This is a genomic window from Rhodococcus sp. KBS0724 (assembly GCF_005938745.2).
Lineage (GTDB): Bacteria > Actinomycetota > Actinomycetes > Mycobacteriales > Mycobacteriaceae > Rhodococcus_F.
In genome coordinates, this window is record NZ_VCBX02000001.1 from 1,165,063 (window position 1) to 1,177,988 (window position 12,926).

Annotated in this window: 12 protein-coding genes; 7 read left to right on the forward strand and 5 right to left on the reverse strand. The window is 62.0% G+C overall.

What is annotated here, in order from left to right; all coding sequences use genetic code 11:
* The 3 genes from FFI94_RS05395 (at position 1) to FFI94_RS05405 (ending at position 3,678) form a co-directional block, all read left to right on the forward strand.
* A complete protein-coding gene (locus FFI94_RS05395) occupies positions 1-1,368 on the forward strand; it encodes an MFS transporter (protein WP_185993384.1) in 1,368 nt (455 codons plus the stop codon).
* A gap of 175 nt (positions 1,369-1,543) precedes the next feature.
* Positions 1,544-2,971, forward strand: coding sequence for a putative lipid II flippase FtsW (ftsW, locus tag FFI94_RS05400; protein WP_138873607.1), 1,428 nt, complete (start codon positions 1,544-1,546; stop codon positions 2,969-2,971).
* A gap of 74 nt (positions 2,972-3,045) precedes the next feature.
* Positions 3,046-3,678, forward strand: coding sequence for a TetR family transcriptional regulator (locus FFI94_RS05405; RefSeq protein WP_185993129.1), 633 nt, complete (start codon positions 3,046-3,048; stop codon positions 3,676-3,678).
* A gap of 4 nt (positions 3,679-3,682) precedes the next feature.
* Here FFI94_RS05405 and FFI94_RS05410 read toward each other — a convergent pair whose 3' ends face one another.
* Positions 3,683-4,441 carry an SDR family NAD(P)-dependent oxidoreductase gene (locus FFI94_RS05410; protein ID WP_138872083.1) on the reverse strand — a complete coding sequence of 253 codons (759 nt, stop codon included), beginning with the start codon at positions 4,439-4,441 and terminating at the stop codon, positions 3,683-3,685.
* A gap of 139 nt (positions 4,442-4,580) precedes the next feature.
* Here FFI94_RS05410 and FFI94_RS05415 point away from each other — a divergent pair, with 139 nt between their 5' ends.
* Positions 4,581-5,318: a VIT family protein gene (locus tag FFI94_RS05415; RefSeq protein WP_138872084.1), complete on the forward strand. Its 738-nt coding sequence runs from the start codon at positions 4,581-4,583 to the stop codon at positions 5,316-5,318.
* A 49-nt stretch (positions 5,319-5,367) separates the two neighbouring features.
* Here the strand turns inward: FFI94_RS05415 and FFI94_RS05420 are convergent, their stop codons facing one another.
* The 3 genes from FFI94_RS05420 to FFI94_RS05430 form a co-directional block, all read right to left on the reverse strand.
* A complete protein-coding gene (locus FFI94_RS05420) occupies positions 5,368-6,258 on the reverse strand; it encodes a universal stress protein (protein WP_138872085.1) in 891 nt (296 codons plus the stop codon).
* A gap of 49 nt (positions 6,259-6,307) precedes the next feature.
* Complete coding sequence (locus FFI94_RS05425; RefSeq protein ID WP_138872086.1) at positions 6,308-7,843, reverse strand: CYTH and CHAD domain-containing protein; 1,536 nt, start codon at positions 7,841-7,843, stop codon at positions 6,308-6,310.
* 90 nt (positions 7,844-7,933) lie between these two features.
* Positions 7,934-8,833, reverse strand: coding sequence for a pseudouridine synthase (locus tag FFI94_RS05430; protein ID WP_138873609.1), 900 nt, complete (start codon positions 8,831-8,833; stop codon positions 7,934-7,936).
* A 197-nt stretch (positions 8,834-9,030) separates the two neighbouring features.
* On the opposite strand from FFI94_RS05430, the gene FFI94_RS05435 reads away from it, so the two are divergent.
* From FFI94_RS05435 to puuE, 3 genes are read left to right on the forward strand one after another with little or no spacing between them, the layout of a single operon-like run.
* Positions 9,031-10,275: a DUF6986 family protein gene (locus tag FFI94_RS05435; RefSeq protein ID WP_138872087.1), complete on the forward strand. Its 1,245-nt coding sequence runs from the start codon at positions 9,031-9,033 to the stop codon at positions 10,273-10,275.
* 4 nt (positions 10,276-10,279) lie between these two features.
* Positions 10,280-11,266 carry an allantoicase gene (gene alc, locus FFI94_RS05440; RefSeq protein ID WP_138872088.1) on the forward strand — a complete coding sequence of 329 codons (987 nt, stop codon included), beginning with the start codon at positions 10,280-10,282 and terminating at the stop codon, positions 11,264-11,266.
* A gap of 16 nt (positions 11,267-11,282) precedes the next feature.
* Positions 11,283-12,197: an allantoinase PuuE gene (gene puuE, locus FFI94_RS05445; RefSeq protein ID WP_138872089.1), complete on the forward strand. Its 915-nt coding sequence runs from the start codon at positions 11,283-11,285 to the stop codon at positions 12,195-12,197.
* On the opposite strand, the gene FFI94_RS05450 is transcribed toward puuE, so the two are convergent.
* Positions 12,198-12,926 (reverse strand): aspartate/glutamate racemase family protein, encoded by a 729-nt coding sequence (locus FFI94_RS05450; RefSeq protein WP_138872090.1) that lies wholly within the window; start codon positions 12,924-12,926, stop codon positions 12,198-12,200. It abuts the gene before it with no gap.

Below are 12,926 nucleotides of genomic sequence, written 5' to 3' on the forward strand. Positions count from 1 at the left end.
ATTGCCGTCTGTGTAGCCGCGGGATTCACCACCCTCCTCGATTCGGCGGTGCTCGGAATCGGAGTGCCGTCGATCCGGGCGTCACTGGACGCGTCCACCTCCGAGGTGCAGTGGATCCTCGCGAGCTACTCGCTGACGTTCGGGTTGGCGCTGGTTCCGGCCGGCCGACTCGGTGACGTCGTCGGGCGTCGGCGATTGTTCTTGTTCGGGCTGAGCATCTTCGCGGTCATGGGAATTCTCGGGGCGTGTGCGTCGGATCCGTCGATGATCATCCTTGCTCGACTCGGGCAGGGGATCGGTGCCGGCACCATCAGTTCGCAGGTGCTCGGGATCATCACCGACCGGGTGTCCGGGAAGTCTCGGGCGAAGGCGTTGGGTGCGTACAGCACGGCGGGTGGTCTTGCGGGGGTGTCCGGACCGATCCTGGGTGGTCTGCTGCTGAAGTACTTCGACCCGGACTTCGGGTGGCGATTGCTCCTCGTTCTCAACGTGCCGTTCGCGGTCGTCACATTGGTTCTGGCGTTCCGTTTCCTGCGCCGCGATCGCACTACCCGGTCCGGGGCCTCGATCGATCCCGTCGGGCTCTGCCTGCTGGCGGCTGCAACCGGGCTCCTGTTATTGCCCATCGTTACCCGAACGAGTGTCGTGGTCGCGGGGGTGTCCCTGGTCGGTGCTGTCAGTGCGGCAGTCGCCTTCTGGTTCTGGGAACGTCGGTACGCCGCGGGTGGTGGAACGCCTGTTCTGCTTCCGTCGTTGATCGCCTCGCGGGGTTTTCGGCTGGGGACGACGGTTGCGCTCTTCTGGTTCGGATCGATCCTCGCGATCAATGCGGTGCTCAGCCTGTATCTGATCGAAGGTTTGGGGTTCGCCCCGTTGAGTGCGGCTTTCATCATGACCGGTAGTTCGCTTGCAATGGCGGTTACTTCGGCTTTCGGCTGGCGACTGGTTGCACGATTCGGTAGAAGCGCCGTGGCTTTCGCGATTGTCGGTGAGATTCTTGTGGTGCTCGGCTATACCGCGTCGGTCAATCTGGTTCCCCGGGAGCATCTCATTCCGGTGTTGGTCGTCCTTGCAGTCTTCTCGGGTGTTGCCAGCGGTTTCGTCGACGCGCCCAATCGGGTTCTGACTCTCGAATACGCACCGGCGGGTGCCAATGGAGTTGCGGCGGGGTTCCTTCAGCTGTCACAGCGTTTGTCCGCGACCATTGCGTTGGCGGCTGTGTCCGGCCTCTATCTCGGTGTCCTCGGGTCGTCGACGAGTTACGGAAGCGCCCTCGGAATTGCATTGGCCGTGTGTGTCGCGATGTTGGCGCTCTCACTGGTGGCCGCCGTCGCCGACACCCGTCGGCGACGCGTACGAGTCGAATAGTCCCAGCGATGTGACCGTTGTGTGACGCTCGAGGCCGGTGTTACTCCTGAGTTAGAAGTCGTGGGACGATACTGGAGTGGTGACCGATCGGAGCGACGACAAAGGCAGAGGTCGCGGGAGTAGAGATTCAGCTAACTCGTCCCGCAGCACCTCGGACAAATCTGGCCGCGAGTCGATGAAGTTTCGTGCCCGCGCCGCGACGTGGACCAATCGGCCGTTGTTCGACTTCCATATGATCGTCGGCCTGGTCGTCCTGATCGTGGCTTTCGGTCTGTTGATGGTGCTCTCGTCGTCGAGCGTCGAATCGTATGTTCTCTCCGGTACGTCCTACGCGCGGTTCTGGCCGCAGTGCATGTTTGCCGCCATCGGTCTGGTTCTGTTCGTGGCCGTCGTGCGAATACCGACCGAGGTGATGCGCAAATACTCGCCGTGGCTGCTGATCTTCTGTCTGATACTCCTTGTGCTGGTCCTGATTCCGGGAATCGGCTCGGAACAAATGGGAGCGCGAAGCTGGTTTGTCATCGCTGGAATCTCATTCCAGCCATCGGAACTGGCGAAGCTGGCCCTGGCAATTTGGTCGGCAGCGACGGTGGCGTCGTTCCTCAATGCGCGTCTCGACGTCAATCGCGCTCTGCCGGTTATCGGGGGCACGACGCTTCTCGTCCTCATCCTTGTCGTGTTGGAGAAGGACCTCGGCACCACGATCACGATCGGCATCATCTTCATGTCGGTGCTGTGGTTCGGGCTGTTCCGGTTGCGGACGTTTGTCATGTTGACCGTGGGTTCCGGGGTGGCGTTCCTTGTCCTTGCGCTTACTGCTGGTTACCGCTCGGATCGGATCAAGGCCTATCTCAATCCGGATCTGGATCCACAGGGCCTCAATTTCCAGAGCACTCAGGCAAAGTATGCGTTGGCAAACGGCGGCATCTTCGGTCGTGGACTCGGGCAGTCGGACGCGAAGTGGAGCTATCTTCCGCAGGCGCACAACGACTTCATCTTCGCGGTTATCGGCGAGGAACTCGGCTTGATCGGTGCGCTCATCGTGGTGGCACTCTTTGCTGCCGTCCTCGTTGTCGGGCTGAGGATCGCCAAACGATCCACCGATCCCTTCCTCAAGGTCATGACGGCAACTGCGACAACGCTGATCGTGATGCAGGCATTCATCAACATCGCGTACGTGGTCGGACTGATTCCCGTCACCGGTTTGCAGTTGCCACTCATTTCGGCCGGCGGCACGTCGATGATCACGACACTGTTGATGTTCGGGCTGATCGCGCATGCGGCGTTCCGTGAGCCGGAAGCTGTCGCGTCACTCGAAAGCTCCAGTCGCGGCTGGGTACCGTTCGTGTTCGGCAAACCTCGTTTCGGCGACGCCAAGAAACCGAAGAAGGCGCCGCAGCGCCGGGTCCGTGAGCGCCCGCAGCAGCCGCAACAACGCCGAGGAGAACCTGGTCGACGGGCCCCTGCGCAGGCACGGAAGCGGGAACCGCAGCCGGATCCACGCCGGCGCGCTCAGCCCGATCGGCGACGTTCGGTCAGAGGTGACGGTGGCGACGATCGTCAGTATCGCGGTGGCCGTACCCGTCCGCGCCGTGCTTCCTGATACCCGCCAGGCGTCGTGATCACCGGTAGGCGACTACATTGGAACTGAAATCGGCGTCGGAGAAGGTTGTGGGCATGGCAGGTGGCGATAAGCCGGATCAGTCTGTGGTGGAACGAAGCTCGGTGATCGGGCGTCGTACGACGCCGTCACAGCGGGCGCGTTTTCATCGGATCGTCGACGCTGCAATGGAATCCGCGTCCGAGGGCGGGTACGACGCGGTCCAGATGAGGTCGGTAGCCGAGCGGGCGGGCGTGGCGATCGGGACGGTGTACCGGTACTTTCCGTCCAAGAATCACATGCTGGTCGTCGCGTTGGTGTGGATGTTCGAGGGTTTGCGCGACAGGTTCCACGACTACGAGATTCCGGGCGACACTCCGTCGGATCGAATTCTGTTCGTGTTGAGGAAGAACACCGAAATCCTCGAAACCGATCATCCTCGCTACGAGGCCCTGGTTCGCGCGTACATGTTTGCGGACGCGTCGGCGACCCCGGAACTCAACGCGCTGGGTGACGTCGTGACGGAGATGTTCGCGAAGTCGATCGGTGTCGAGGAGATTTCAGAGCAGCAGATGGATGCTGTGAAGGTCATCAACGACGTCTGGATGTCTTCTCTCGTGTCGTGGGTGGCCGGCCGCATGACGAGCGATCAGGTGATGGCGCACTTGGAACTTGCCGTGCGCTTGGTGTTCCGTAAGTTGGGCGGATAGCGCGTCAGACGGAGTATCCGCCGTCGACGTTGAGTTTCTGACCGCTGATGAAGCCGGCGGCATCGCTCGCGAGGAAATGTACAGCTTCGGCGATGTCGGTTGCAGATCCGAATTTCTTCAGCGGGATTCGGCTCATGGTGATGTCGAGAGCGGCCGGATCGAGATCGGCTGATGCGATAAGTCTTTCGGCCATGCCATCGGTGAGCATGCCGGGGCCGACGGCGTTGAAGCGCACGCCGTAGCGCCCTTCCTCGGCGGCAAAGCCGCGGACCAGTTGTTCCACAGCACCTTTGGTACCGGCAGAAAGTCCGTCGCGGACGGGGAAGCGGTCAGTGGCCGCGGTGGTGACTGCCACGACGGATCCCGACGATGCGCGTAGCGCCGGTAGTGCTGCGTGTACCAGGGTAAAGAACGCTGCGGCTTCCTGATTCAGCTGTTCGGCAAACGCGCTTGGGGAAACTCGCGACAGGTGGGTCATCGGAACATGTGGTCCCGCTGCGTGCACAAGAGTTGTCAATGACCCGAGATCGTCGATCGCGGACTGGACCGCGGCGGTGATAGAGGATTCGCCATCGAGATCCATCGGATAGGAATGCGCGCGGACTCCGAACGCGCGAATTTCTGCACTCAATTCTTCCGCGGCATCCGCGTTGCTTCGGTAGGTGAAGGCGACGTCGTGTCCGCGTGCGGCGAGTGTGCGGGCGATGGCAGAGCCGATACCGCCGGTTCCGCCGCTGATCAAAACGGTGCGCACTGCATTCATGGTTTTCTCCCGGGTTGTGCGGTTGTTGTGGCCCTCACAATCAACCTAGCAACTGCAACCTAGCAAGTGCTTGGTTGGGCTTGGTAGGGCAGGCTCAGATTGCTATCGCAGACGGGGCCGGAACCCTAATCTCAGTGATATGTCCGATAGCGTGCAGGTCGCCGGAGAAGTACCGAGTGACGGGTCCGAACCCCAGATCCCCAGTCTCAACAACCGATTGAACTGGCTTCGCGCCGGCGTTCTGGGAGCGAACGACGGCATCGTGTCCACAGCGGGATTGGTGATCGGTGTTGCCGCCGCGACAACCGAACGTTCCGCGATCTTCACCGCGGGATTCGCGGGGTTGGTCGCCGGAGCGGTGTCCATGGCGCTCGGTGAGTACGTCTCGGTCAGTGCGCAACGCGATACCGAGCGTGCGCTGCTGAAGAAGGAGAAGCAAGAACTGCAGGAAATGCCCGAGCAGGAGTTCGCGGAACTTGTTTCGAACTACGAGGCAAAGGGTCTGAGCACCGAGACCGCCACGAAGGTGGCCGAGGAACTCACCGAACACGATGCATTCGCGGCGCACGTCGAAGTCGAGCTGAAGATCGACCCGAACGATCTGACGAACCCGTGGCACGCGGCGATCTCCTCGGCAGTGTCCTTCACCATCGGGGCGGCCATCCCGTTGATCGCAATTCTCCTGCCGTCAACGGGAACCCGGGTTCCCATAGCGTTCTTCGCGGTTCTTGTCGCGCTGGCGTTGACCGGCACGATCAGCGCAACGCTGGGCGGCGCCCGCAAGACGCGAGCGATCTTGCGTGTGGTTCTCGGCGGCGCCTTGGCGATGGCCGTGACGTACGGCGTCGGCCAGTTGGTGGGTACCGGGCTCGATTGAACTGTGCGCCTTTGTTAACCGCGGGCGGTTGACAAAGGCGCACAGCAAGTCAGGCGCGAGCGATCATCACCGGGCACGGAGCATGGTGCAGCAGGTTCTGGCTCGTCGATCCCATCACTGCGCCGGCCATAGCGCTTCGGCCGTGGCTGCCGACGACCAGAAGTTGGGCGTCGTCGGCGTATTTCAGCATGACCGGGGCGGCCGCGCCGGGTTCGCTGATGCGAGTGACCGGCACGTCGGGATACTGCTCGGACATGCCCGCAAGGTTTTCGGCCAACAATGCGGACTCTTCTTGTTCGACAGCTTCCCAGTCGATGAGTATCCCGGCGCCACCTTCACGGAAAGTCGACGCACCTTGCCAGGTGTGCACCGCGATGAGGGGTGCCTCGAATTCGTCGGCAAACCAGAAAGCATGCTCGACGGCCTTCTTGCTCAACGGACTTCCGTCGATTCCGACGACGACAGGTCGCTGATCGGGCCCCGGGTGCTCGGCGGTACCTCGCCAGACGGTGACCGGAGACGTTGCATGGTTGGCGACTTTGAGGGCGGTGGATCCGAGCAGACGCGAGCGCAGTGCACCGGCTCCGGTGGAACCCATGACGATCAACCGAGCAGTGGCGGCCGATTCGAGGATATGTGTCGTCGGCGGACCTGGAGCGATATTGGACTCGATGTCGAGGGAAGGGAATTTCTCTGCCACTGCGGTGGTCGCCGCGGCGATGATCGCTTCGCCGTCCTCGCGGATCTGATTGAGGAACTGCGACTGCAACATCACAGCGGCGGGACTGTAGATCGGACCCTCCTGCGGCAGTGCATGCGCCAGGATCAGCCGTGCATTGACCACCTGAGCAACGGCGGCGGCCCATGTCGCGGCACCGACCGATGCTTCGGAACCGTCGACGCCGACAATGATGTCCTGATGTCCGGCAAGTGTGTCCATGCTTACTCCCTCACGCGGTTGGAGATTCGTCAGCTGTTCCGATGATGTCTCATCGCCACAGCGTTGCTGATGATTTTGCTGCTTCCTTCCATGTCTTCTCGAGCAAGGCGGCTTGCTCGTCTGCGATGTCGAGTTCGCGTCGGTACACCATTCCCAGGCTGAAACTGGTGAGTGACGTGTGTTCGTGCTCCGACGCCATTTCCAGAAGGTGGTGACCGGCGACCACGGAATCCTGGTGCTCGCCGAGTACATCCTGGAAGTGGTTGAAATGCTTGAGCGCTCGTTTGGCGCGATGTTTGTTCGACGGTTTCATCACTTCGATGGCGTACTTCATTCGCTTGGCGCCCTTGCGCGCTCGATGGATTCTCTCGTCGCGGTCCGCGCGTGACGTCGCCTTGGCGACTCTGTCGACTCGTTTGCCGACCTTGTGCGAGAGATGCCGCAAGGTGTTGGCCAATTCCTTGGACGAGATCTTCTTGTCGGCGCGCCGACCGACGGCGTCGAATTCCAGATCGACGACGTACGCGTCGAGATGATCGAGCAGTGTCAGGTAGCGCTCGGAGTTCAGTGTGTCGAGTGCAACTCCCTCGGCGGTTTCTGCTCGCGCAGAGAAGTATTCGTCGATCCGGGCCCGCACTGCCTCTTGTTCGGGCATGTCGATTTCGCTGAGGCGGTCGACGAGTCGCTGCCACTGCACCTCGACGTCGCGAGCATCACCGAACTTGCCGCCCAACCACCGAAGGTCGTCGATAAGTGCGTCCGTCCGTGGCGACTGTCCCGCGTACGACTGCAGTGCGCTGCGAATCCGGCGTGCGGCGACGCGAAAGTCGTGAACGGCTTCCTCGCTGCGCCTGCGGGTTCCGAGATCCGCGTCGATGAGTGCGCGGATCTGCTCGATCAGGTAGTTGCGCAGCAGTATGCGAGGAGTTGGTGACTTCGTGCTGGTGGATTCGGGCGCGGAGTACGGCGTGACGGAGGTGCCAAGCGCACGTTTGAGTTTGGACGGGCTTTCCGACCGCTCGAGGCCGGCGTCGAACAGCAGTGTTTCGATGGCATCTGCCAGTGGTTGCCCACCCGCCCCTTGCTCGACCTCGACTTCTTGCCACGTGGACTCTCCGGATCCGTCTGCCTTGCAGGCAATTACGGTGTCGGAAACAACCTCGGCGAGGAGCGTGCCGTCGGCGTCGTTGAGCCTGGTGCGTTCGCGGTCGGTGATGATCAGGGCGACGGGCACCAGGTCGTTACCACGAATGATCGCTCGGACCAGCGTTGACAACGCGTCGGGTACGGCCGTTTCGTCGTCGAATGGCAGTTGGATTTCAGTTCGGGCATCACCGGTGCCGGGGAGTTTCATGTGCCAGCCGGCGTCGTCGCCGCCCTCACGTTTGCGCAGCGTGATCTTCTCGGCGAGCAACCGGTAATCGGCGGTGTCGAAGTAGGTTGCGGAGAGTTGAATCGAATCGTGGACCGGTGCACCGGCTACCCCGGGTAGGTTGTTCAGCGCCGGAACTTCCTGCTCTGCAGGTGCTTCGTACTTGCGCTCGACTTCCTGGACGGCTCCGGGTACTGCATCGGTCTTGCTCATCTGATCTCCTAGTGCGGTGCGGTGTGTCTGCGTCCATCCTTCCGGGTCCATCCTTCCGGTAACTGCGGCGCAGGGGAAGGGTGAGCGCTCTCAGGTGGGCCAGGCGAGCCTCATGCAGCTTTCGAATCGGCGGGTTTCGCCGCTGACGGGGTCGTCGAACTCGAGCACTCGCGACAGCAAGCGGAGTGGGTTCGAATAGTCTTCTGCAGCAACGTCGTAAAAATCGGGGTAGAAGTTGTCGCCGTGAATGGGAAGTCCCACCGACGCCATGTGCAGGCGAAGTTGGTGTGTCTTTCCGGTATGCGGGATCAGCCGATAGCGCGCGAACTCGCCGTGCGTCTCGATCAGTTCGATGCGGGATTCGCTATTGGCGTCGCCGTCGATCTCGCGGGCTTTCAGGACTCCGCGTTCCTTGACGATCCGGCTTCGTACGACGGCGGGCGTCACGACGTCGGCGTCGTAGCGGGCGATTGCCTCGTATTCCTTGGAAACGAGGCGATCGGCGAACATCGTCTGGTAGCCGCGCCTGGCCTGCTGGTGCACGGTGAACAAGAGCAGTCCGGCAGTGACGCGGTCGAGTCGATGCGCCGGGCTGAGTTCAGGGAGGTCGAGGTCTCGGCGAAGACGAACCAGAGCGGATTCCGCGATGTAGCGTCCGCGCGGGGTGCTGGCCAGAAAATGGGGCTTGTCGACCACGAGGATGTTGTCGTCACGGTGCAGGATGTCGATCTCGAACGGAACTCGTGTCTCGACAGGCGGGTCGCGGTACAGATAGATGAAGCGGCGAGGAGCAAACGCTGTGTTCTCGTCGATTCCGATGCCCTTCTCGTCGACGACCTCGCGGGCGGCAACTTTCTCCCGCAGGCGCACAGCGTCCTGGGGGAACCGCTCGAGCAGATAGTCGAGCGTGGTTTCCCACGTTCCCGCGTCGGGTTGACGGATGCGGCTGGGGTTGAGGCCGTCGCGGACGGGGAGCGGAGATCGAGACACATCTTCGACGGTAGCGCTCTGGCCGGGTATTCGAGCCATCCGCGGCAGATAAGGCATGGACAATCGGGAATCGAGCTTGTGACGTCGAACACCGCACAGTGCTGACCAGCACGTTCGGCCGTTCGTGTTACGCGTCTGAGTGCCGCCGTAACCTGAACGAAACTGCGAGCTAACCGAAGGTCTGCGACTATTGGTCGATGACCGAGGCTCACCTTCCCGCAACTGTTCACGACAGATTGGCACAGTTGCTCGACCCCGTCGATTCGAGACTCGAAAGCCAGTACCCCGGCACCCGCGACGAGATTCAGCCGGTGCACACCGTGTACGTCAGCGCTGCCGACGCCGGCGTCGACACTCCGCGGTTGTGGGGTGAACAGGCAATCGAACTACTTGATGCCCACGTTGATGTTTTTGCCGATCTCGACACCGAGAATGCACTCGATGATGTTCGTGTTCTGTTGGGTGACAAACCTGTCCAGGACTTGCGCATCGATTTCGAAGACGGGTACGGGCGACGCGAGGACCAGGAAGAAGATGCCGCAGCGCGGAACGCGGGTCGGACCCTGGCAGCGATCGGTCAGGATCCACACGGCCCGAGTTGGTGTGGCATCAGGTTCAAAGGGATGCCGGCGAGTGAGCGTCGGCGATCCATTCGCACTCTCGAACTAGTTCTGGACGCAGCCGGGGGAGTGCCGGCGGGGTTCGTCTTCACCGTTCCCAAACTTCGTGCGGTAGAGCAGGTTACCGCGACCGTTCTGTTGTGCGAGGAGCTGGAGAAGGCTCACGGGTTGGCAACGGGATCACTGCGGTTCGAGCTGCAGATCGAAAGCCCGCAGGCCGTGATCGCCGCGGACGGAACCATTGCGGTCGCGCCGGCCATTCATCGCAGCGAAGGTCGGCTGACCGGGTTGCACTACGGTACTTACGATTACAGTGCGGCTTGCGGAATTGCGTCACGTTTTCAATCTCTCGAACACCCCGTTGCCGATCATGCCAAAGCAGTGATGCTCGCCGCTGCCGCGCAGACCGGAGTGTGGGTGTGTGACGGTTCCACCCAGATTGCCCCGGTGGGAACGCCGGAGATGATTCACGACGCCATCACTCGGCACCACCGACTTGTCATGCGATCGCTGGAGCGAGGCTACTACCAGGGTTGGGACATGCACCCGGGGCACCTGGTGACGCGATGGCTCGCGACGACGAACTTCTACCGCAGCGCTTTGACTGCCGCGGCGCCGCGAATTCAGGCCTACCTCGATCGCCAGGGTGGGAGCGTGATGGACGAGCCGGCAACAGCGCAGGCCTTGGCCGCCGTTGTCCTGCGCGGGTTGGACGCGGGAGCCTTTGCCGAGGCCGGCGTTCTTGCTCTCGCGCCCTCTGCCGACACAGCCTCGCTACGAAGCTTGGTGGGACGTACCACTGTCAACACAGGAGTGAACTGAATCTATGACTATCACTGATTTCACCGCTTATCCAGATCTGGCGTTGCGGACGCTTGGCGGCGCTGTGATCTGGGCCAATGACGAAGCCTTCGCTGAGCGCGAAGCGCTGATCCGACCGGGAAAGGCCGGATATCAGCCCGCGACATTCGGCCACAAAGGGCAGGTCTACGACGGTTGGGAAACCCGTCGACGTCGAGTCGCCGGCCATGACGAGGCGATTGTTCGACTCGGTGTTCCGGGCGTCGTTCACGGCGTCGTGGTGGATACTGCCTGGTTCAAGGGCAATTACCCGCCCGAGATTTCGGTGGAAGCGATCAGCGTCGACGGGTATCCGGATCCGGCAGAGTTGGCGGACTCGGCCGAGTGGCAGACGATTGTCGAGCGTTCCGCAGTCTCCGGTGACTCGGAGAATCCGTTCGACGTGAGCTCGGATCAGCGTTGGACTCACGTCAAGCTCACCATTTACCCGGATGGTGGGGTAGCACGATTCCGCGTGCACGGTGAAGCGCGTCCGGATCCGCGCTTCCTCGATGCCGGGCCGCTCGACCTTGCGGCGCTCGAGAACGGTGGACGAGTCACGGACTGTTCCAACATGTTCTACAGTTCGCCGCAGAACATTCTGTTTCCCGGTAGGGCAGCGTCGATGGGTGACGGCTGGGAGACCGCGCGCCGCCGCGACGACGGAAACGATTGGGTACAGGTGCAACTCGCGGGAGAAGGCTCGTTGAGTTTTGTCGAGATCGATACGTCGTACTTCCTGGGCAACGCTCCCGGCGCCGGTGCACTGACCGGACGCACGTCCCGCGGCGACTGGATCGAACTGTTGCCGCGCACCACGTTCCGCCCGGATACACGTCATCGCTTCCTGATCGACAGCGACGTCCCGGTTACCGATGTGCGCTTGGACGTCTTCCCGGACGGCGGACTCGCGCGGTTGCGTATTTTCGGAACTCTGACGCCCGCGGCTCGGGCTGTGCTCGAGGGTCAATAGCTGTAAAGTTGTTGCCATGAACAACTATCCGCGTGACATGGTGGGGTACGGCAAGAATCCGCCCCACCCGCATTGGCCCGGCGACGCGCGGATTGCGGTCCAGTTCGTGCTCAACTACGAAGAGGGCGGTGAGCGTAACGTCCTCGACGGTGACGACGTCTCGGAGACGTTTCTGTCGGAAATGACTCCGGCGGAGGCGTTTCCGAACCGTCACATGAGTATGGAATCGCTGTACGAGTACGGATCTCGGGCCGGATTGTGGCGAGTTCTCGGCATCTTCGAGCGACGGGAGCTCCCACTCACGATCTTTGCGGTGGCGCGTGCCATGCAACGTAACCCTGAGGCGGTCAGCGCTTTTGGTGAACTGGGGCACGAGATCGCGTGTCACGGACTGCGATGGTTGTCGTATCAGTCGGCGGACATCGAGCGTGAACGCGCAGATATGGCCGAAGCCGTCGAGATCCTGCGGGACTTGACGGGATCAGCCCCGCTCGGGTGGTACACGGGACGAGATTCACCGAACACCCGCGAGTTGGTTGTCGAGCACGGCGGATTTGCCTACGACTCCGATTCGTACGCCGACGACCTGCCATACTGGGTCGATGTGCCCCGCGGAGACGAGTCGGTGAAGCATCTGGTCGTGCCGTACACCCTCGACACCAATGACATGCGATTCGCTTCTCCGGCAGGTTTTCCCAGCGGGGATCAGTTCTTCGCGCATCTGCGTGACGCCTTCGACGTTCTGTACGCCGAGGGCGCCGCCGGGGCGCCGAAAATGCTCTCGGTCGGGCTGCACTGCCGCATAGTCGGTCGCCCCGCCCGCGCCGCGGCCCTCGAACGTTTCCTCGACCACGTGCAGTCACACGAGAAGGTGTGGATCACACGCCGGATCGATATTGCCGAACACTGGAAAGCCGTGCATCCCGCGTAGCTAGAGTTCGTACGGCGCCAGTATGCCCGTGTAGGACTTCGGTATCGGGCGTGCAAATTCGTTCCGCTGGCTGGTCGACAGGCCGAGAGTAACGAGGGACTGGACCATCGTGGTGGCGGCTGCGACACCGTCGACTACTGGCACCCCGAGTTCGTCGGACAGGGAGCGGCACAGATCTGCCATTCCCGCGCAGCCCAGCACTATCGCATCCGAACCGTCCCGATCCAGGGCGTCGAAACAGGCTTCCAGGATTACCTTTCGGGAATCCGGATTCTGATCCAGGTCGAGTACCGGGATCTCGCACGAGTGGACTCCGAGACAATGTCGAGCCATGCCGTAACGTTCGACCAAATCGGCTGCGCGACCACGGGTTCTACCGAGCGTGGTCACGACGGAGAACCCGCGGCCCAGAAAGCTGGCGTAGTGCATCGCCGCTTCGGCGATCGCGACAACCGGGCCGGTAGCCAATTCGCGAGCGGCGTCCAATCCGGGATCTCCGAAGCAGGCAATGACGTAACCGTCGACGCCGGCCATCTCACCGGCTGCGATTTCGGTGAGAATCCCTGGAACGCTGAGTGCTTCGTCGTAGTGGCTTTCGATGGACGCCGGACCGGTTGCGGGGCTGACCGCGTCGACGAACGTGCCCGGGCCTGCAACGGCCCGGGCACATTCCTCGATCTTGGCGGTCATCGCCCACGTGGTGTTGGGGTTGATCACCTTGATCTTCAT

Coding starts and splice junctions, on each gene's coding strand:
- FFI94_RS05420 (WP_138872085.1), bottom strand. CDS start 6,258: ATGGACACACTTGCCGGACATCAGGACATCATTGTCGGCGTCGACGGT.
- ftsW (WP_138873607.1), top strand. CDS start 1,544: ATGAAGTTTCGTGCCCGCGCCGCGACGTGGACCAATCGGCCGTTGTTC.
- FFI94_RS05415 (WP_138872084.1), top strand. CDS start 4,581: ATGTCCGATAGCGTGCAGGTCGCCGGAGAAGTACCGAGTGACGGGTCC.
- puuE (WP_138872089.1), top strand. CDS start 11,283: ATGAACAACTATCCGCGTGACATGGTGGGGTACGGCAAGAATCCGCCC.
- FFI94_RS05425 (WP_138872086.1), bottom strand. CDS start 7,843: ATGAGCAAGACCGATGCAGTACCCGGAGCCGTCCAGGAAGTCGAGCGC.
- FFI94_RS05435 (WP_138872087.1), top strand. CDS start 9,031: ATGACCGAGGCTCACCTTCCCGCAACTGTTCACGACAGATTGGCACAG.
- FFI94_RS05410 (WP_138872083.1), bottom strand. CDS start 4,441: ATGAATGCAGTGCGCACCGTTTTGATCAGCGGCGGAACCGGCGGTATC.
- alc (WP_138872088.1), top strand. CDS start 10,280: ATGACTATCACTGATTTCACCGCTTATCCAGATCTGGCGTTGCGGACG.
- FFI94_RS05450 (WP_138872090.1), bottom strand. CDS start 12,926: ATGAAGATCAAGGTGATCAACCCCAACACCACGTGGGCGATGACCGCC.
- FFI94_RS05405 (WP_185993129.1), top strand. CDS start 3,046: ATGGCAGGTGGCGATAAGCCGGATCAGTCTGTGGTGGAACGAAGCTCG.